This is a genomic window from Flavobacterium sp. KACC 22763, from assembly GCF_028736155.1.
Classification (GTDB): Bacteria; Bacteroidota; Bacteroidia; order Flavobacteriales; family Flavobacteriaceae; genus Flavobacterium.
Genome location: NZ_CP117879.1, coordinates 2,081,275 through 2,103,045 on the forward strand (window position 1 = coordinate 2,081,275; position 21,771 = coordinate 2,103,045).

Here is a 21,771-nt window from a genome sequence, read left to right on the forward strand (position 1 = left end):
TGTGTGTGTTTAGTTTTGAATCACTTTAAGCTTAGTTCCATTCACAAAATCATCATGTGAAATAAAAAAGGTATTAAGTGATTTTCCGTTTAGCTCAATCGAATTGATTTTTCCACCGTTATTGAGTTGTCTTTCAATTACAATGCTTTCTTTTTTATAATATCTTGGATCTAATTTAATCGTCACTCTATGAAACATTGGCGCTGTAATGGTGTAAATTGGGTCTCCCGGAGAAATTGGGTAAATTCCCATCATCGAATACACCAACCAAGCTGACATTGTTCCTGTATCATCATTTCCTGGTAATCCTTTTGGTTCATTTTTGAAATGCTCTCTAACCAATCGTTTCACATGATCTTGCGCTTTATATTCTTCGCCTTTCACATAATTGAACAAATACGGATTGGCGATATCTGGCTCATTTGCCATATCAAATTGTTTGGTATCGAAGATTTTCTGCAATTGTGCTGAAAAAACTTTTTCACCGCCCATTAATTTCATTAATCCCTTAATGTCATGCGGAACCATAAAATTATACTGATAAGCATTTCCTTCTATAAAACCAATATTTTCTTCAAAATTAGCTCCAGAAGTAGGATCAAAAGGTTCGTACCAATCTCCGTTTGCAGTTCTTGGGCGAAGCAAATTCAGATTCTTATCAAATAATTTTCTGTAGGATAACGAACGATTATAAAAACGTTTTACATTGTCTTTATCCCCAAATTCGTTAGCCATAACCGAAATAGCATGATCTGAAATATTGTATTCCTGAGTTGTTGAAACTGGCCCTTTGTTGTCGGTTGTCACATATCCTTTTTTGATATAATCTTTCAATCCTGGACGAAGCGGATTATTTTCAATATTATCCGCGCCTTTCAACATCGCATAATAGGCTTTATTAATATCATAATCACGAATTCCTCTCATATAAGTATCTGTAATTACGATACTTGCAGGGTCTCCAACCATGGTAAAAGTTTCAGTCGAATTCAGTTCCCATTTGGGTAACCAGCCGTTTTCATCAAACATAGTCAACATACTTTTTACCATATCAGATTGCTGTTTTGGATAAACCAAAGACATCAAGGGATGTACATTTCGGTACGTATCCCATAAAGAAAATACGGTATAACGGGTGTCATCGGTTTTAGCAATTTTACTTCTTTTGATTACGGGATATTGTCCGTTAATATCATTTAAAGTATTTGGGTGAATTAAAGTGTGATACAAAGCCGTGTAGAAAATCGTATTGTCATCTTTTGTACCGCCTTCAACCAAAATTTTAGATAATTCTTCGTTCCATTCGTTGTAGGTTTCTTTGTAAATGGCATCAAAAGATCTGTTACCCACTTCTTTTGCTAAGTTTTCACGGGCATTTTCGATACTTACGTACGAAATTCCGATCTTCACTTCAACCGTTTCTTGTTTGTCGAATTTATACGTAAAATAACTTCCAATACTATCACCTACTACAGTTTTAATAGTATTTTCCATTAATCTCGCTTTTCCGTTGTAACCCATCCATTGCGCTTCAACGCCGTTGTATTTTGCAGTTTTTTTCCAAACTCCAAATTTATGGGCAGGTTTAGAAAATTGAGCCACGAAATAAACTGGGTAAGCATCTTCTGGACTGTTGTAACAAAATGAACCAACTGAACGCATTCCTTCAATTTCTGTAGAAGAAACGACTTTTATCATTGCTCCTTCTTCATTGGTTAATCCCAATCCAAGATTTAATAAAATATTAGATTGCCCTTTCGGGAAAGTGAATCTGCTAATCCCAACTCGTTTTGAAGCTGTAAATTCACCTTTTACTTTGTACTTATCGATGTTTACGCTATAATAAGCAGCTTTGGCAACTTCATTAGAATAAGTAGAACCGTATTTTAAATGATCGATTTCTACTGCTCCAGTGGTTGGCATCAATAAAATAACACCCAAATCTGGACAGCCAACTCCACTTAAATTTACCTGACTAAATCCAGTCAAGAAAGTATTCTCATTCACATACGGATTTGAAAGCCATTGACTATCTTTTTCCATCGGAGTATTTTTTACTCCAGCCACATTAAACGGACTGATACTTGCCATTCCACGCGGAGCAATTGGTCCCGGAAAAGCCGCCCCATAATTGGAAGTGCCAATAAACGGATTCACGAAATCGGCAGGTTCCTGCGCAAAAATCGTAATGCTAAAAAACAGCATGCAAAAAATACATGCTGTTTGAAATTTGTTTGTATTTAAAACCATAGGTTTCATTTTTATCTGTTGATCGCTTCAATTTTTAAAGTCCACGCTTCTTTTGCAGGAAGATTATTTCTTAAGCTTTCTGGAATAACTACTTTAAATCCGTTTCCTTCTTTTGTCCATTTTAAAGAAGTTTTAGAACCTAACATCGTAATTTTTGCTCCTTTTTTAGGACTAATAGATTTTACTGTAACTTCAGCAGGAATTTTGTCTTCTCCTTCTTTAGCTAAATAAAATGCAAATACATTTCCTGCTTTATTTTGTGTAAAACAAATGTTTTCTTCTTTGTAAGGCTCGATTGGTTTTGTATTGTAAATCGCTGTGCTATTTACTTTCATCCAATCTCCGTAAGCTTGCAATAAATCGTAAGCTCCCTTATCCCATTCTCCTTCTGGACTTGGAGCAACGTTTAATAATAAGTTACCACCTTTAGCTACAATATCAATCAATAAGTGAATTCCTTGTCTTCCAGTCATGTAAGTTGCTCCTGGAGAATAAGACCATCCACCACCAGCTGGAATACATGATTCCCAAGGATAAGGCAAAGTTTTAGCAGGAACACGTCCTTCTGGAGTTAAGTAGTTTTGGTTTTTACCGTGAACAGCTCTGTCTACCACAATTAAACCTGGCTGTTTCTGACGTGCTTTTACAACCAATTCATCCATTTTTGGATCTTGATCTACCACTCTGTGTTTGATGAAACCGTTTTTAGATTCGTTTTCTGTAAACTTCTCGTCGTAGTTTTCTTTGATGTTCACTTGGTCTCTTTTTCTAACCCATCCTCCATCTAACCATAAAATATCTACTTTTCCGTAGTTAGAAAGAATTTCTAAGATTTGGTTGTGCGTGAAATCAACATACTTCTGCCATTTTTCAGGGTATAAAGACGGATCGTAGTTTACGTTTCTGTCGAATGGCGGAAAATAAGGATCCCAGTAGTTTTCGTTATGCCAGTCTGGTTTAGAGAAATAAGCTCCAGTTGAAATACCCTCACCTCTAAAAGAGTTGAAAATTTCTTTCAAAACGTCTGCTTTTGGATTCGTATGAAAAGGAACATCTTTACTAGTAATCTTGTAATCAGAATATTTCGTATCGTACATATTGAATCCGTCATGGTGTTTGGTGGTAAAAACCATGTATTTCATTCCTGCATATTTAGCCGCTTTAGCCCATTTTGCAGGGTCAAATTTTACGGGATTAAAAGTCTTTCTCAATCCTTCGTAATCTTTGATATAATCATTATAATTAGATGGATTACTTCCTTTTTTACGTTCACACCATCCGTAATCTTCAGGGCAGATAGACCAAGATTCTACAATTCCCCATTGGCTGTAAGTTCCCCAGTGCATAAGCAGACCAAATTTTTTGCCTTGCCATTCATCTAAGTTCTTTAAAACTAATGGATCAGTTTCTGGTACGTATCTTTCATCTTCATAAATCGCCTGAGCGAATATCTGAGCTGAAAATAAAAGGGCGATTATGAATATTCCTTTTTTCATCTTTAATCTAATTTATAATTTATTATTCTTTGTTTTTCTGGTTTAATAGGTAATCTTTACTCGTTGGGTGAAATTATTTTCAACACATAGAAACATAGTTTAACTAAACTTAAAAAAGGCGTTTCATTAGTTTAAATGCACATAGTTTAACTATGTGTGGAAACTTGTTTCTTCCATTTTCTTTTTTCGACACAAAAAACTATGTCTCTATGTGTTAAAATGCTTTTATTTTTTAATTACACCCAACGGGTTAATATTAATTTAATTTATCAAGTATCGGCTGATCTGTAAAAGTTAATTCTTTTGGAGTATTTTCATTAAGCTGCTCCAATACAACAAACTTATTTTCGCCCGCTTTCAACCAACAGCCTGGCACATAAAGCGTTTGCTGTGGTCCTACTTTCCAGTAGCGACCAAGATTGTGTCCGTTAACAAATACAATTCCCTTTCCCCAATTGGTCATATCAAGAAAAGTATCGGCTGGTTTATCGATGTTTACTGCAGCTTCATATAAAACTGGTCGTCCCGATTTTATCGTTTCATTTTTAATAGCTGGTACTTCATTCATTGGCATTTTATACATTTCCCAACCACCACTAATTTCATATTCATTAATGAAAACAGGAGAAATAATACCTTTTGTGTTATGCACTATTTCAGCTCCGTAATTAATACGTCCCATATTTTCAACCAGAATTTCTAAAATACCATTAAAAGGAATATTAACCGTTAACTCGTAATTTTTGAAAACTCTATTCAATTCACCCACCTTAACTCCATTTACATAAACGGTAGCAAAATCTCTCAATCCCTCAATTTTCAATTTGCCAGAAGAAATTGGCTGCGTAAATCTTTTTCTATACAAAACATATCCATTTCCCTGACCTAACTTTTCAAATGTTAAAGGCTGATCATTTACAACTGCTTTTTCTTTTTTGATCCAACTTAAAACATCCATACTTGATTGGATAGGCTGATTTGGATATTTTGCAACTGGTATTTTCTCTGGAATCGGTGCTAATTTTGTTTTAGAATACTTTTGCATTACCTCACGTATAGCCATAAATTTTGGTGTTGCCCAACCTGCTTCGCTAATAGGCGCATCATAATCATAGCTTGTAATATCCGGCTGAATATCACTTTCTTCATTATAATTTGCTCCAGAGGTAAATCCGAAATTAGTACCGCCGTGCACCATATAATAATTGAAAGAAACCCCAGCATCAAGATACTTTTTAGTTTGACTTGCAATCTCTTCAGATCCAATTTTAATAAATGGTTCTGCCCAATGATCCAACCAGCCAGAATAAAATTCTGCGACCATGTAAGGTCCTTGTCCTTTATGGAATTTATCAACCTGCTTCTTTAAATTATCTATGTTTGATTCTCCATTTGCAGTTGGTAACACGCCTTCAACAGCACCGCCTTCAAACAACCAAGTTCCGTCAGAAGTGAAAAAAGGCTCTGGAAACCCAGTTTCTTTAAGCATATTATAAATTGCTGTTTTGTATGCTTTATGATCTTCAGCACTAATATCAGTTCTTTGAGAAACATAAGAACCAAATTCATTTTCAGCCTGAACCATAATAATTGGGCCACCCTGATTAGCAAAATTTCCCTTTACGACTGCATACAACTGTTGCAGATACGTTTTGCAAGCTTCCAAAAAGGCTTTGCTATTGGTACGAATTACTAAGTCTTTATTGTTTTGCAGCCACCAAGGATATCCTCCAAATTCCCATTCACCACATGCATACGGGCCTGGTCTAAGAATTACATATAATCCTTCACTTTTAGCAATTCTTAAAAACTCTGCTAAATCTTTATTTCCTGTTTTAAAATCCCATACACCTGGTTCTATTTCGTGATAATTCCAAAACACATATGTCGCCACGGTATTCAATCCCATGGCTTTAATCATTTGCAATCGATGTCTCCAATACTCTTTAGGAATACGCTCATAGTGCATTTCTCCTGAATGTATTTTTATAATTTTCCCATCTTTTTGAAATTCTCCATTAGATATAGAAAATCCTTTGGTTTGCGCCTTAGTAAAAAACGGCATCACGCAAATCAATAATACACCGAGCTTAAATAATATCTTATCCATTTTTTTTCAGATTATACATTTATGACTTTAAAGCTTTGTCAAATTTTGAAGCTTCAACAAAGCTGTCACAAGCATTTCACGTTAAACTATGTGTTAGAAACTAGTTTCTTTCTAAACTCTTTTCAAAGTCAGAAAAATCTATATTTCTATGTGTTTAAAAATATTTAATTCACCAAAATCTCATCCACAAACAACCAAGAGCTTTCTCCTTTTGGACTTTTCTTTAAGTTGCCACCGATTACTTTTACAAAACGTGCATTTTGTTTTTGGAAATTTATTTTGAAATCTTTCAACTCCGGAACTGGATTTGCTGCATACGGACGTGTTATTTTTCCAACTTGCGTATATTTAATTCCATCACTAGAAATTAAAACTTTCACTTGAATTGGGAAATTAACTCCTGCGCCTTGACTTTCTAAAGCTCCAACTGATACTTGCTCAATACTTTCTACTTTTTCAAGATCAATTACCAATTCCATATCATTAACCAGCCAAGCTTGCCATTGTCCGTCATGGAAATTTTTGCTTCCGCGAATGGCATTTACCATTGTATTAGCATCTCCTTTATAATTTTCATTAAAAGGCGTTAAGTATTTTACTTTTTTCGCAAATCCCTTATGGAAAACAATCGTATCTGTAAATGTTTTTCCAACTGGTTTTTCGTCTTGAAATAAAGAAGCTTTTAAAACTGTTGTTTCTTTAATTTCAATTGGAGTGGTATATTTTATAGCATGATGATCAATGCTTTGGTTTCCTAAAACATAACGGATATCTGGATTTGGAAATTCGTTTTTCAATTCCACTTTCACTTGTTTATTAGCCAAATCTGCTGTAGAAGAAGCGGTTACCAAATAAGCACTTTTCGCATAATTTAATCCCTGATAATCGTAACGTTTAAACATTGAGAATAATCTTGTTGTAAAATCGTTCCAGTTACGCTTCTCTTTTGGACTCCATAAAGTTTCTGATAAAGCGGCTAATCTTGGAAAAATCATATATTCAGAATCTTTTGGACCTGCGATATGTTCTGCCCATAAATTGGCTTGTCCGCCTAAAATATGCGAAGCTTCTTCAGGAGTCATTCCTTGTACAACTGGATCAAACTGATATACTTTATTTAAAGGATTATAAGCATCAAAAGCTAAAGGTTCTTCATTTTGAGGTCCTTGATAGAAGTTAAAATAACAAGGAGATTCTGGAGACATAATTACATCGTGGCCTTGTTTAGCAGCCTCTGCACCAATTTTTTCACCTCTCCAGCACATAATAGTTGCGCTTGGATTTAATCCGCCTTCTAAAACTTCGTCCCAACCGATTAGTTTTTTACCTTTAGAATTAACATATTTTTCAATACGTTTTACGAAATAACTTTGTAATTCTGCTACACTTTTTAAGTGCTCGTCTTTAATTCTCTTTTGACAGTGCGGACATTTTGCCCAATTGGTTTTAGTCGCTTCATCTCCTCCAATATGAACATATTTAGAAGGAAAAATGGCCATTACTTCGTCTAAAACATTTTGTAAAAATTCAAATGTAGTTTCTTTTCCTGCACAGTAAATATCTGTTAAAGGCCAAACTCCGCCAGAAGGAACTCCAATTCTCTGATCGAAACAAGCCAATTCAGGATAAGATGCAATGGCACTGCTTACGTGAGCCGGCATTTCGATTTCTGGAATCACTTCAATTCCTTTTGTCCCTGCGTATTTTACGATTTCTTTTAATTCTTCTTGCGTGAAGAATCCACCGTAAGTTCCTTTTTCGTCAGGATTTGTAGTTAATCTAGCATTCCAAGAAACATTTTCCTGATCAACTCTCCAAGCACCAATCTCTGTTAGTTTTGGATATTTTTTAATTTCAATTCTCCATCCTTGATCGTCAACTAAGTGCATGTGCAGAACATTCATTTTATGTGCTGCCAAACGATCAATCGTAGCTAAAACATAATTTTTATCAAAGAAATGACGTGAAAAATCCAGCATTAAACCTCTCCATTTAAAACGAGGTTCATCATTTATTGTCAAACTTGGAATTTGCCATTTTGCAGAAGTAATTGCAAACTGACTTTCAATTGCTTCAGGGAGTAATTGTCTGATACTTTCTAAAGCATATAAAAAACCATTATTCCCTTTTGCAGAAATAACAATATTCGTTGGATTTACATCTAAAACGTAAGCTTCATTCTTTAAGTTCGGATCTGTTTTCAATAAAACATAATTACTCGCAGGAACTTTTGTAGTCACTTCTGGTTTCCATCCTGCAGCAGTCCCAAATTTAGAAGCCAAAGCATTTGCAGCATCTTTTTGGAAATCACCGTTTACTACAAATTTTGTATCTTTTGTAAATTCAAAAACACCTGTTTTGATAAGGGTTTGAGTCGGTTTCGGAATGATACGAATATCACTTTCCGTGTAAACTTTCTGCGCGTTAGCCGAGAAAATTGAAGAGATTAGGGTTAATAGGAATACTAATTTTTTCATTCTTTGTTTTTTGGTTTCTCTTTGCGGTTATTTTTTTAAACACATAGAGACATAGTTTTTTTTAAGCTTAAAAAAGGCGTTTCACTTTGCATGAATGCACATAGAAACTGTAACCTTTTATGTTTGTTTTTCTAACTTCAATTTTGTAAATCTTTGTGGAGTTTCTTGTGAAGATTTCTCCTTGCGTCGAAATGACAAAACTGTGTTGTAAAACTTTGGCAAAGTTTTCGTCAAGCTATGTTATTTATTTAAGAGTGAAACGCCTCTAAACACAATAAAAATCTATGATTCTATGTGTTTAAAAATTTCACGTTTAGTCTTACTTATCCCAAGACATTTTAAATTTCGCGTCTTCCATTCTGTGTCCTTTCACATCATCAGAAACAGCGTAATTAAATCCTGATCTTAAGCTGTAACCTGCATATTCGCCGTTTTTATTCAAAGCAATAAAACCAACTTGCAGATACTCCATATCTTTGTGGTTTTTATGTTTGTTGTAAATACGCTCTGTGATTTCTTTACAAGCATCGTAAGGAGATTTTCCCTGGCGCATTAATTCAACCACCATTGCACTTCCTGCTGTTCTAATAACCGCTTCGCCCAAACCTGTTGCAGCCGCTGCTCCTACTTCGTTGTCCAAGAAAAGACCCGCGCCGATTATTGGGGAGTCACCGACGCGTCCGTGCATTTTCCAAGCTGCACCGCTCGTGGTACATCCGCCCGAAAGATTGCCATCTTGGTCTAACATTAGCATGCTTATAGTATCGTGATTTTCTATATTAATAACTGGTTTGTATTTGGAATCTTCCAACCATTTTTTCCAGTCTCTTTCAGATTCGGGAGTTAAAAGATTTTCTTCTTTAAAACCTTCAGACAAAGCAAACTGCAATGCACCTTGCCCTGCTAACATTACGTGAGGCGTATTTTGCAATACTCTTTTTGCAACAGAAATTGGATGCATAATTCCCTGTAAAAAACAAACAGAACCGCAATTGCTGTTGTGATCCATGATACAGGCATCCAAAGTCACTTTCCCTTCGCGATCTGGATATCCTCCGTAACCAACACTGCGAACATTTGGATCTGCTTCAGGTATTTTCATTCCAGCTTCGATAGCATCTAAAGCCGATTTCCCTTCTTTTAGATTTTTCCAGGATTCTTTATTTGCAGGCAAACCGTGATTCCATGTCGAAATAATAATTGGTTTGGTCTGCTTTTTTTCTTTTGGTTCTTCAACTTCGTTTTCATGATTCGCAGCAAATCCGCTTACGCCTAAAACAGAACTTATAGCTAAAGTGCCTAAAGTGGTTTTCTTGATAAAATCTCTTCTATTTGACATGTGGTTTTCTTGTTTTTTAGTTCAACATTAAGAATTCAATTGTTCTTGACGCTGCAATTTACTTCGTAAAAATTTTTAATCCGAGTAAAATCGACTATAACGATGCTTTTACGGACTTAATTGTTTTTAAATTACTATCAGATAAAGCATTTCCGTCAAAAAAAGAAACTCCAGTTGCGCCATTTTTCTTCGCCAGTAAAATTGCTTCTTTCAATTCTGCATCCGATTTCAATCCTTGAATATAAATTCCTGTATTTACTTTCGTTTGTTTTCCTTCTAAATCTGCTACACCTTGTTTGGTTGCGTAACCCACCCAATCAATTTCTTCATCATAAAAACTATGATAAATCATTGGGTATACTTCGTCAATATTCCATTTATCCCAACGTTGGCGCACCATGTGATCTGCCATTTCCGGATAAGGAAATACGGCTGCCGTTAATTTCTTATTGTGTTTATGGGCAATTTTATACGCATCGTCAACTACAGCTTTTACTGCATTTAATCTGAAGTTTTTCCACTCCATATCAATTGAAGTATTGTGGCTGTTTTTTGGATTTTTATGATGCTCTTTTTCGAATTTGCTTACACAAGCATCACAATAACAGAAATCGAATTGTGGTAATTCTACATCTTGAACCAAGTTGTATTTTGGCAATAAACTGATTGGCAGGAAAATATCCGGGAAACGAATGTAATCTAAATGTACGCTTTCAATTCCTTCAACTTTTGCTAAACCTTCCACTAAACCTAAAACGTGGTTTCTAGATTCTTCTTTAGTTGGGCAAAGCCATTGGTAATAATCTACATACGGACGGTTATCAAAACAAGATTTTCCTTCTTTGCTTACTTGATACCAATCTGGATGCTGTAAAGCAACTGAATCATTTGGACGATTCATTGCCATAATCCAAGCGTGAACTTTTAGTCCTTCTTTTTTTGCAAGCGGAACCAATCTTGCTAATAGTTTCGGATCGGTTTGCGTGTTAATTAAAACTTCATCAATTCCGCCATCTTTGTATTTTTTGAATTCTTTCGAATAATCTGCATCCGATTTTTTAGCGTCAGCAGTTGTCCAGACTCCAAAAGTGAATTTACCGTTTTCCTGATCTTTATTTTCTTTTTGTCCGCACGAGAATAAACTCAGCGAAAGCACTAATACTAAAACTTTTGATAGTTTTTGCAACTTACTCGTTCGTAATAATTTTACCATCTTCTTTGATTATTAAGGTTTTGTTTGAAAAAGGACTCTTTACCAAGATATTAAATCCTGATGAATGATTTTCTAAAACTGGTTTTAAAACTTTTCCATCAACAACTATATTTTTTTTACTGATACTTTGCAGTGATTTTGCCCATGATTTATTTTTATCAAAATATCTTTTTTGAGCGCGGTACAAAGTATATAGTTCCCATTTTACTTTTTCTTCCTGTGGAATTGTAAATTTATCATCGCTTTCTTTTGAAGAGAAGTACACATAAGCCCATTTTTCGGGCTCATGCATATTTATCACTCCCATAGGCGACCAAACCCAATTGTATTCTGGGAGAAATTTTCCTTCTGAATCTTTTTTTCGTTCGTATTTCCCGTCGATAACTGAATGCTGCCAATTCACTCTAGAGAAATTGACTTTCCAAAATTTATCTTTCGGAACAATATCATCAAAATAAGATGTTTTATAAACCGACCACGGAATGGCAATTTCTAATGTCCAGCCTTTATCTACATCTGAAGCATTATTTAAAGTTCCGTCTACATTTACAGCCGATTTTAAACCTGTGATATTCCAGTCGTTTAAAACGGTATTTTTTTCTCTATAAGGTTTATTAATGAATAAATCCCAAGCCGTGTTTAATGCATTAATTTCTAATTCATAATAGTTGTGAGTGTCATTATCTGGATCGATAAAAACCTCAAAATCATTATTATAAAAAATAATCGTATCGCGTTGTTTAAGATTTGCCCAAACGTGAGGCTCTTCTATTTTTGCCAAGATATAGTAGTAATTATCGTCCCATAACATTTTGACTTGAGTCTTGTATTTTGGAGTTTCAACACCTTCTATGTCGACAAAAGGAGTTGTCCAAGATGCTTTTTCCCAGTCTTTATCTGTGCCGTCTCCGTCAATAACAATTTCTTTTGAAGCTTTATAGGCAATATAACTTTTTGGTGTAACCTCTTTTTCAGATTGCGCATAACCCATCAATCCAACAAAAAAAACGGCAAGGGACAATAATTTACTTCTACTATGCATCTTTATATTATAAACTATTATCTTTTGTAAATTGAATTACTTCACTTAATTTTCCGAAGGCGATGGCTACATGAGTATCAGCCGCACCGTAATAAACCGCTAATTTATCTTCTTTAATATCGTGTAAAGCAGCACAAGGGAAAACTACGTTTGGAACGTCTCCAACCATTTCATAAGTCTCAGCAGGTCCTAATAAATAAGGTTGTGTTCTGTATTTTACCTGATCTGGAGAATCAACATCTAAAAGTGCTGAACCCATTGCATAACGGAAACCGTTGCAAGTATTGATCACTCCATGGTAAATCATTAACCATCCTTCGTCAGTCAAGATTGGAATTGGTCCTGCTCCTACTTTTGTACACTGCCAAGCGCTTTGCTCAAACGGAGATGGTTTCATCACCAATCTGTGTTCTCCCCAATATTTCATGTCTGGGCTGTAGCTAATCCAAATATCTCCAAATGGCGTATGTCCGTTATCACTTGGACGGCTTAACATCGCGTATTTTCCGTTGATTTTCTGTGGGAATAAAACTCCGTTTCTGTTGAATGGTAAAAAGGCATTTTCACATTGGAAAAATTCTTTAAAATCGAAAGTGTAACCAATACCAATTGTTGGTCCGTTGTAACCATTACACCAAGTAATCCAGTAACGATCTTCGATCCAAACCACACGAGGATCATATTTATAAGCAGATTCAATCATTTCTGTATTTCCAGCCTGCATTACAATTGGTTCGTGGTTGATGTCCCAATTGATACCATCTTTACTGAAACCAGCAAAAATATTCATCTGAACCGCTTTATTATCACATCTGAAAACCCCAGCATATCCGTCTCCAAAAGGTACAACTGCACTATTGAATATACTGTTTGATGAAGGAATCGAATATCTGTCGATAATTGGATTCTCAGAATATCTCCACATTACATCTTTACTGTTTTCGGGTCTGTCTTGCCAAGGAATAGTACTCATTTTTTGTTTTTTTTATTTATTAGTTTTTTTGTTTTATTCTTTTTTAAACACATAGAAACATAGTTTTTCTTTGCCTATAAAAGGTGTTTCACTTGTTTTAATAAACATAGCTTTACGGCAAATTTTGCGTTCCGTAGTTGAAACTACGAGCTATGTTCCAAGCTATGTGTGAGAAACTAGTTTCTTTCTCTTACCTTTCTCAAAGTCAAGAAAATCTATGTTTCTATGTGTTTAAATTTTTAAAATCTTGCTTCTTTAATCTTGTATCTACAAAATCTCTATTCTTCAATCCTCCTAACTCGATCCAACCAAGTAAACTTCAGCACTGTAGTCGTCACTAAGAAAACTGCTAATGCTACTAAAGCTTTTGGATAATCTCTAATGATGAAATAAATTGGAAGCAAAATCATGCTTGACTGCCATACAATACCAATTACACAATTCATCATATCTAAATAGAAATCATTATTTTTTTGGAAAGACTGATCTTCCGCTTTTAATTGTTTGTAAACCGGAGTCCAGAATCCCCAAGGTCTTACGTTTGAATAGAAAGATTTTAAAACTTCCATATCAGTTGGTTTACTTAAGTAAGTTCCTAAAAGACAACCCAAAATTGACATTCCGAAAATTAATGGGAATAAGTAAATGGATGGCACTTGCGAAAGATCATGCAAGAATGTTCCAGCTTCTAAATTTCCTTTGTTCTGATCCAAAATAAATTGAAGAGAAGCAGCGATTAATCCGCCAACCATTCCCCAGAAATAACCCCATCCGTTGAAACGCCACCAAATCCATTTTAAGAAATTGGCTGCTACGTAACCACCATACAAAGCACTTGTAATCCAAAGTGTTAATGAGTTGATAGAATCTGCAAAGAATCCCATGAAAACTCCAAGACCAACAACCAAGAAAGAAGAAATCTGACTTACTTTGATGTAATGTTTGTTTGAAGCAACTGGCTTGAAATATTTTTTATAAATATCATTTACAATATACGCTGGTCCTGCGTTTACGAAAGCAGAGAATCCAGACATAAACGCTGCTAATAATCCTGCTAAAAGGATTCCTTTAATTCCAACTGGGATATAAAGATTTACCACTTTTGGCATCAACAATTCTAAATCTGCTCCTGTAAGATTAACGTTTGCATTTAATTCTGGTGCTAAATTCACTAAAGCAATAACTACAATTCCTGTGATTAATAAATATCTAGGAATAAATAAAATCAAGTTGGTAAAACCACTCATATAAGCCGCTTCTTTTACCGATTTTGTAGAAAGAACACGCTGTAAATCGTAACTCGGAGTTGGTCCTGCAACACTCGCAAAGAATCCTTTGAAAAGTGTCATTCCGATAAAAGCGCCAAACATCTTATAACCTTCTGTATCAATTAACCTATTGAAAGTTTCGAATTTATCGCTCCATTGTGTTTCAAATTCCCATCCGAAGAAAACATTTTTCCATTCTGGCGTAATTATCGAATTAATCTGAATATCTGTATAATTAATGAATGCATAACCCGCGATTAAAACTCCGGCAACAATCATAATTAAATATTGCACAACCTCTGTCGCTACAACAGAAAACATTCCGCCTTTAACCGTATAAATTGTAGTTAAGAAAATGATTAACAATGCATAAGCTTGTTCTGAAGTCAAGAAAACTCTCCCATTCATATGAACCGTTAAATCCCAAGGAAGAATGATGGTTACAAATTTCCCGATTCCAACGAAGAAATAAGCGATGAAACCAATTGTAGAAATAATAGCAAAAATAGCTACAATAATATGCGATGCTTTTCCTGCCTGATCGCTTCCAAAACGAGTTAGAATCCACTCAGAACCTGTCATTACTTTTGATCTCCTAATCCAGACCGCGAGGAACATCATCACAAAAATCTGATTCCATATCGGCCAAAGCCACATGAACATGAAACTTTTTACGCCATAAAGAAATAAAACGCCAATCATCCAGGAAGTTCCCGAAACATCAAACATTCCAGAGCCGTTACTTAAACCTAAAAAATACCATTTGATAGATTTTCCTCCCAAGAAATAATCATCCAAACCTTTAGATGCTTTTCTCGAAATCCAGATTCCTATACCGACCGACATTACGATATAGATTAAAATGATTGATACGTCAATAATGTTCATTAATAATTTATTTTTGAATTAGTTAGTTTAGACCCCAGTTTTGGTTTGGCTGTGCTCCCATCACAAAATGCAATACACCTCCGTTTAGCATATCTTGGTGAGAGATTGCTGTTTTATTAAATGCTTTCCCGTTTAAAGTAGCCGATTGGATATAGAAGTTTTTGTCTGAAACATTTTCTGCTTCAATTACAAAAGTTTTTCCGTTTGGAAGATTTAAAGTTGATTTCTCAAAAATCGGACTTCCAATTTCGTATTCTCCAGAAGCTGGATTCATTGGATATAATCCCATCGAACTGAATACATACCAAGCCGACATTTGTCCGCAGTCTTCGTTTCCGCTCAATCCGTTTGCTGTTGTATTGTATTGTGTGTCTAAAATATGACGTACCCAATATTGTGTTCTCCAAGGCTGTTTGGCGTGGTTAAACATATAAGCAATATGGTGGCTTGGCTCATTTCCGTGTGCATATTGTCCGATCAAACCAGAAATATCTGCTGAAACATTATTTCCAGTAATTTCAGAACTCTCTGTGAATAATTGTTCTAATCGTTTTGTAAATGTGTCGTTTCCGCCGTGAAGCTTAATAAAATCATCCACGTTATGAGGCACAAACCAGCTGTGCTGCCAAGCATTTCCTTCAGTATAATCTGTATGTTCTCTGTGGTTTGAATGTTTTGGGTCGAAAGGTTCGTTCCACGATTTCCCGTCTTCCGATTTTCCTCTCATGAAACCAGATTTGGCATCAAATAAATATTCGTAAGCTTTTGAACGTTTAGAGAAAAATTCGTAATCTGCTGTTTTTCCTAATGCTTTTGCCATTTGAGCTACACACCAATCGTCATAAGCATATTCTAAAGTAATTGTAACCGATTCATCTAATAAGTTGTACGGAATATAACCGTATTTCTTATAGAAATTCAATCCGCGTTCGTCCTGCATCATGGTTGCTTTCATTGCTTCAAAAGCTTTTTCAGCATCAAAACCTTTAATGCCTTTCATATAAGCATCCACAATAACCGGAATCGAATGATATCCTGTCATAGTATTGGTTTCATTTGCATACAATGTCCAAACCGGAAGTATCTTTTTAGTCTCATAATATGCCAACATCGAGTTTACTAAATCTGAAACTTTTGTTGGTTCTAATATTGTCAGCAATGGATTCTCCGCTCTAAAAGTATCCCAAAGCGATAAGGTAGAATAAGCCGTATAATCTTTAGCGGTAATAATTTTATCGTCTTCTCTTCTAAACTGACCGTTTTTATCACTGTAGGTTACAGGCGCAACTTGTGCATGATACAAAGCGGTATAGAAAATTGTTTTTAGAGAGTCAATTGGAGTTTCTACTTTAATTTTGCTTAAAGCTTTGTTCCATTCTAAAGTGGCATCCGATTTTGCTTTTTCAAAATTATAGCCTTCGGCATCTAAATTATCTTTTGCATTTTCAACACTTACAGAAGAAAGTGCCACTTTTACACCCAATTCTTTAGAGTTTTTAGAATCGAAGAACAATTGTAAAGCGGTATTTTCGCCTTCAGCACTTTGACCTGAAACTACTTTTTTATCAGCTGTGATAATAGATTCTGTAATTGGCTTAGAAAACTTCGCTACAAAAAATACTTTCTGATTTTTTGCCCAGCCCGTACTATAACGATAACCGCTGATTGTATTAGCATCTTCAATTTTGATAGACGTTTTTAACGCCTTATCCCAGTTAATCGCAAAACCAAGATCTACAACAACCGACTGAACGTCGTTATTATTATAGGTATATTTATGGTATGCGGTTCTTTGCGTAGAAGTTAATTCTACATTGATCTTAGGATCCTCAAGAAAAACTTGGTAAGAACCCGGTGTTGCTTTTTCGTTAACATGATTGTATTTTGATTTATACGGAAGGAAATCGCGTGAAGCGGCTTTGGCGGTTAAGTCTAATTTTTTGTTTGTCGGCATAAATAAAATATCTGCCAAATCACCGATTCCTGTTCCGCTTAAGTGTAAGTGACTAAAACCCGAAACTATTGAGTCAGAATAATGATAGCCTGAGCACCAGTCCCAGCTCGAAACTCCATTATCTGGACTCACTTGCAGCATCCCAAACGGAACTGTTGCGCCAGGATACGTATGTCCGTGACCACCAGTACCAATAAAAGGATCTACATAATTTGTTGCAAAACTTTTGTGATCTTTGTTTTTATCTACATTTATTTTGCAACTTGCAGCAAAAATTACCGTTAAAGAGAGCAGAGTAATTTTCTTCATATCAAAACAATATTAATTTAACTTTAAATTTAGATAAATTCAATTTTTACCAAAACATTTTTAGACGGACGACATTTAAACAGCCCTAAACATCAAAAAATAGTAACAAACGACATTCTATTCTACGATTATGATTTTCAATTCAAACAAACCATATAGTTTACCTATTCGCTATCACGTTTACTTTTGGCTGACGTATTTTGTGTTTAATACATTCAGATGGGGAAGCTATTTTAACGATTATGTTTATTCATTAAAAACCACTTTACTAGGATTCCCAATCCACATGGCATTATGTTATCTGAATATTTTGGTTCTGATGCCTCATTTGGTTTACAAGAAAAAATACTTCCTATATATAGTAAGTGTATTGTCGGCGATTTTTGTGATGGTAGTCCTAAAATTCAACTTGACTTATTTACTAATCACACATAATGTTTGGCCAGAAGGTCCGCAGACTATTAATACGCTTACCTTAAACTATACAATAGATATGATGATGGGCGAATTGTATGTAATGACTTTTGTGACCGCCATTAAAATCACACTCGATTTATTGCAGGAACAAAGACGTGTAACCGATCTAGAAAAATCGCAATTGGAAACAGAATTGCTGTTTTTAAAATCTCAAATCTCACCACACTTTTTCTTTAATACTTTAAATAACATTTATTCGCTTTCTGTAGAAAAGTCCAACAAGACTCCAAAAATTGTTTTAAAACTTTCAGAACTAATGCGCTATATGCTTTATGAAACAAAGGAAAAAAAACAGTCGTTGGAGAATGAAATTTTATGCATTCAGAATTATCTGGATTTGGAAAGAATTAGAAACGGAGAACGTCTCGAAGTAGATATGTCTATTTCAGGAGATATTCACGATAAAGAAATTTCACCCGTTTTACTTTTGACTTTCGTCGAAAATGCATTCAAGCACGGCGTCAACAAAAACACTGGAAATGTTCTCATTGATATCAGATTTAAAGTAAAAGGTGATTATTTATATTTCACAATTTCAAACCCTATGCCCGAATTTACCGTACATAAAGATAATTTTAACAAGGCAAGTGGTATAGGTATTGAAAACGTCAAAAAAAGACTGGAATTAGGATATAATAAAAATGACTATAAGCTTTCATTTAAAAATAAAAAGAATATTTTTGTCGTTAAACTAGTTATAAAAGTCACATAGCCTCAGCTTTTATAGGTTTAGAAAACTATACCTACAAAAAACCAAATATCGGCCTAAAATAATATTTAGAAATGAAAATAAAGTGTTTAATTATCGATGATGAGCCATTGGCAATAAACGTTATTAAAAATTATATTGAACAGATTGAGGATTTAGAACTAGTAAACACCTTCAGCAATTCTATTGAAGGCTTGAATTTCTTAAAAAACAATACCATTGATGTAATTTTTCTAGACATCAACATGCCTGTTTTAGACGGTATTAATTTTATTAAAAGTTTAGAAAATCCACCGTTGCTTATCATTACAAGCGCTTACGATCAGTTTGCAATTGAAACTTACGAACTGGATGTTTTGGATTATCTGGTAAAACCAATTGAATTTCCGCGTTTGATGAAAGCCGTTAACAAAATCAACAAACGTCTTAATAATGCAGGGAGCAAACTTCCACAAGAAAATAGCAAAGAAAACCCTTTTATCTTCGTTAAGATCGACAAGAAAAAAATGAAGAAGATTTTCTTAAACGAAATTTTGGTTATCGAAAGCTTAAAAGATTATTTAAAAATAAGTACCACTTCAGGTAAATTTATAATTCACAGCACTTTATCTGATTTCACAAGCTTACTGCCAGAAAGAGATTTTATCAGAATCCACAGATCATACACAATTGCAATTGATAAAATTGATGCAGTTGAAGGAAACAGCATTGAAATTGAAGGGCTTAGATACGTTATAGGAAGATCTTATATTGATGAAGTAAAACAGAAAATTTTGAATTCTTCTATTTAAGTTAAAAGTTATTCGTTATGGGTTATACGTTATACGTTTGAGATTAAAGTTTCTTCTACGCATAACGTATAACCCATAACTTTTTTACTTCTAAACCATATAAAAACGAAAATGCGGCCAACCACGACCGCATTTTCTCTCAATTATAGGTAACTAACCAAAATAAACCATGAAATAGTCTATTATCTTTATTGCTGCAAAAAGCACTTAGAAGTGATAACGCTTAAACGCCTCAATAGCCGAATAATCTGCTAATCCTAAGCTGTGGTATTTTTCTGCAGTCAATCTGTTTCTGTCTTCAACTCGCACCCAAAACTCTCTGCTGTCATCACCTTGAAACATAACGCCGTCTTTTTGAGACTGGTGATAAAAAATAGCATGTCGTTTCTTTAAAACTTGGTCAGGACTCATTGGTACTGCCATGTCAATTTGGTACGATTCCCATTCATGCCAAGCACCTCTGTAAAGCCAAACCCAGCAATCATTCATAAAGCTTTCATGTTTTAATCTTTTCAAAGCTTCAAACAAACTATCTAAACACACTTTATGAGTTCCGTGCGGATCTGCTAAATCTCCTGCGGCATAAATTTGATGCGGTTTTATTCTTTCAATAATATCGCACATAATGCTAATATCTGCATCCGAAAGATTATTCTTTTTAACTGTTCCTGTTTCGTAAAACGGAAGATCTAAAAAGTGTACATTAGAATCTGGCAAACCTAAATAACGTGTCGCGCCAAAAGATTCACTTCTTCTAATTAATCCTTTTAGCTTTCTTACTTCTAATGAATCAATTTCATTTCCAGTTCTGTTCTGAAGAAAATCAATTAGTTTATCAGACATTCTAGAATCTGGATTCAATGCTTTTGAAATCTCAGCAAATTTCAATGCCTCTTCATTTGAAACGGCAATATTTCCTGATGTTTGGTACGCCACATGAACTTCATGCCCCTGTTCTATCAAACGGTCAAAAGTTCCTCCCATCGAAATCACATCATCATCTGGATGCGGGCTGAAAATGATAATTCTTTTCTTTTCCGGCGTGGAACGCTCCGGTCTGTAGGTATCATCTGCATTGGGTTTTCCGCCCGGCCATCCCGTGATGGTTTGCTGCATTTTATTAAACATTTTAATGTTCAAATCGTATGCAGTTCCTTCCTCCGTCAAAAGACTCGACATTCCGTTGTCGTTATAATCTTTATCAGTCAGTTTAAGGAAAGGTTTCTTAGTCAACTCACTTAACCAAGCCACCGCTTTTAATTTTAATTCACCTGTCCAAACACAAGATTTAACCAGCCAAGGCGTTTTAACTCTTGTTAATTCAGATGAAGCTTCCGTATCTAGAACAAATGTTGTGTTGTTGTGCTCTTGTAAATACGTAGCTGGAACGTGCGAAGAAACTTCACCTTCGATTGTATTTTTTATAATTCCTGCTTTACTGATTCCCCAGCCCAGCAAAACAATTCTTTTTGCATTTCTAACGGTTCCAATTCCCATTGTAATGGCTTTTCTAGGAACATTATCAATTCCTAAAAAAGAAGCTGCAGCGTCTACTCTCGTGATATGATCAAGCGTAATACTTCTTGTCCCTGAATTTACGTGCGAACCAGGTTCATTAAACCCAACATGTCCCGTTCTTCCTATTCCTAAAAGCTGAAAATCTAGTCCTCCGTAAGAGATAATTTTCATCTCGTAATCAATACAATATTGCTGTAATTCCTCGGCACTCACCTGCCCATCAGGAATATTAATATTTTCAGCATGAATATTGACATGATTAAATAAATGCTCATGCATAAAATGATAATAACTCTGAATATCATTTTTATCCATCGGATAATATTCGTCCAAATTGAAAGTCACAACGTTCTCAAAACTCAGACCTTCCTCTTTGTGCATTCTAACAAGCTCTTCGTAAACTTTGATAGGAGAAGATCCTGTAGCTAAACCTAAAACACAAGGTTCGTTCAGCTCATTTTTTCTCTGAATTAAATTGGCAATTTCACGAGCGACCAATAAAGAAGCTTCTTGCGACGATTCGAAAATAACATTATGAATTTTCTCAAAACGTGTTTCTTCAAATTTTCCTGCTTCTCTAAAACCTATATCTTCTTTAATCATTTGCCTTGCCATTTAATTACTAAGATAAAAGTAGAATTATATTATCCGCTCGTACTAAAAATTCGACTAATAACGGCTAAGCTTCGGCAAAAGGCAAAATAAGAATGAAATAGTACGCGGATAAAACAGATTCGCTTTGCGAAAACGCGGATAATCACAGATTTTAATACTGACTACTGGCAAGCTGATTTCATATAATATTGAAAGATTATGTTCAATATTCCGTAGGAATATCTCGTCGGTAGAAAAAAAATATTGTTTAGTATTGTGTTCCGTAGGAACACTTGATCTCATAGAAATGCGGCACCGTTTTGTTAATCAAACGTTCCTACGGAACGTATAATCGTAATACAA

13 protein-coding genes are annotated in these 21,771 nt (G+C 34.9%); 2 read left to right on the forward strand and 11 right to left on the reverse strand.

From position 1 onward, the window contains the following. Positions 1-9 precede the first annotated feature (9 nt). The 10 genes from PQ463_RS08630 to PQ463_RS08675 form a co-directional block, all read right to left on the reverse strand. Positions 10-2,250: a GH92 family glycosyl hydrolase gene (locus PQ463_RS08630; RefSeq protein ID WP_274257281.1), complete on the reverse strand. Its 2,241-nt coding sequence runs from the start codon at positions 2,248-2,250 to the stop codon at positions 10-12. A gap of 11 nt (positions 2,251-2,261) precedes the next feature. Then, entirely contained in the window at positions 2,262-3,746 is a 1,485-nt protein-coding gene (locus PQ463_RS08635; RefSeq protein ID WP_274257282.1) for an alpha-L-fucosidase, read from the reverse strand. Positions 3,747-4,002: 256 nt separating this feature from the next. Then, positions 4,003-5,856 (reverse strand): glycoside hydrolase family 35 protein, encoded by a 1,854-nt coding sequence (locus tag PQ463_RS08640; RefSeq protein WP_274257284.1) that lies wholly within the window; start codon positions 5,854-5,856, stop codon positions 4,003-4,005. Between the two features lie 164 nt (positions 5,857-6,020). Further along, positions 6,021-8,333 (reverse strand): beta-N-acetylhexosaminidase, encoded by a 2,313-nt coding sequence (locus tag PQ463_RS08645; RefSeq protein WP_274257285.1) that lies wholly within the window; start codon positions 8,331-8,333, stop codon positions 6,021-6,023. A 319-nt stretch (positions 8,334-8,652) separates the two neighbouring features. Beyond that, the gene (locus PQ463_RS08650; protein ID WP_274257287.1) at positions 8,653-9,672 is read right to left on the reverse strand and encodes an isoaspartyl peptidase/L-asparaginase family protein; all 1,020 of its coding nucleotides are present in this window, start codon (positions 9,670-9,672) and stop codon (positions 8,653-8,655) included. 94 nt (positions 9,673-9,766) lie between these two features. Next, positions 9,767-10,885 (reverse strand): putative glycoside hydrolase, encoded by a 1,119-nt coding sequence (locus tag PQ463_RS08655; protein WP_274257289.1) that lies wholly within the window; start codon positions 10,883-10,885, stop codon positions 9,767-9,769. Next, positions 10,860-11,927: a carbohydrate-binding family 9-like protein gene (locus PQ463_RS08660; protein ID WP_274257290.1), complete on the reverse strand. Its 1,068-nt coding sequence runs from the start codon at positions 11,925-11,927 to the stop codon at positions 10,860-10,862. The genes PQ463_RS08655 and PQ463_RS08660 overlap by 26 nt, the downstream gene beginning before the upstream one ends. Before the next feature lie 7 nt (positions 11,928-11,934). Further along, positions 11,935-12,900, reverse strand: a complete 966-nt coding sequence (locus tag PQ463_RS08665; protein WP_274257291.1) for a glycoside hydrolase family 130 protein — start codon at positions 12,898-12,900, stop codon at positions 11,935-11,937. Positions 12,901-13,178: 278 nt separating this feature from the next. Continuing rightward, positions 13,179-15,056, reverse strand: a complete 1,878-nt coding sequence (locus tag PQ463_RS08670) for a sodium:solute symporter family protein (RefSeq protein WP_274257292.1) — start codon at positions 15,054-15,056, stop codon at positions 13,179-13,181. Positions 15,057-15,078: 22 nt separating this feature from the next. Then, on the reverse strand, positions 15,079-17,319 hold the full coding sequence (locus PQ463_RS08675) for a GH92 family glycosyl hydrolase (protein ID WP_274257294.1): 2,241 nt from the start codon (positions 17,317-17,319) through the stop codon (positions 15,079-15,081). A 130-nt stretch (positions 17,320-17,449) separates the two neighbouring features. On the opposite strand from PQ463_RS08675, the gene PQ463_RS08680 reads away from it, so the two are divergent. Next, the gene (locus tag PQ463_RS08680) at positions 17,450-18,508 is read left to right on the forward strand and encodes a sensor histidine kinase (RefSeq protein WP_274257296.1); all 1,059 of its coding nucleotides are present in this window, start codon (positions 17,450-17,452) and stop codon (positions 18,506-18,508) included. Positions 18,509-18,579: 71 nt separating this feature from the next. Then, entirely contained in the window at positions 18,580-19,296 is a 717-nt protein-coding gene (locus tag PQ463_RS08685; protein ID WP_274257297.1) for a LytR/AlgR family response regulator transcription factor, read from the forward strand. 207 nt (positions 19,297-19,503) lie between these two features. Here the strand turns inward: PQ463_RS08685 and nagB are convergent, their stop codons facing one another. After that, positions 19,504-21,417, reverse strand: a complete 1,914-nt coding sequence (gene nagB, locus PQ463_RS08690; protein WP_274257298.1) for a glucosamine-6-phosphate deaminase — start codon at positions 21,415-21,417, stop codon at positions 19,504-19,506. Positions 21,418-21,771 lie beyond the last annotated feature (354 nt).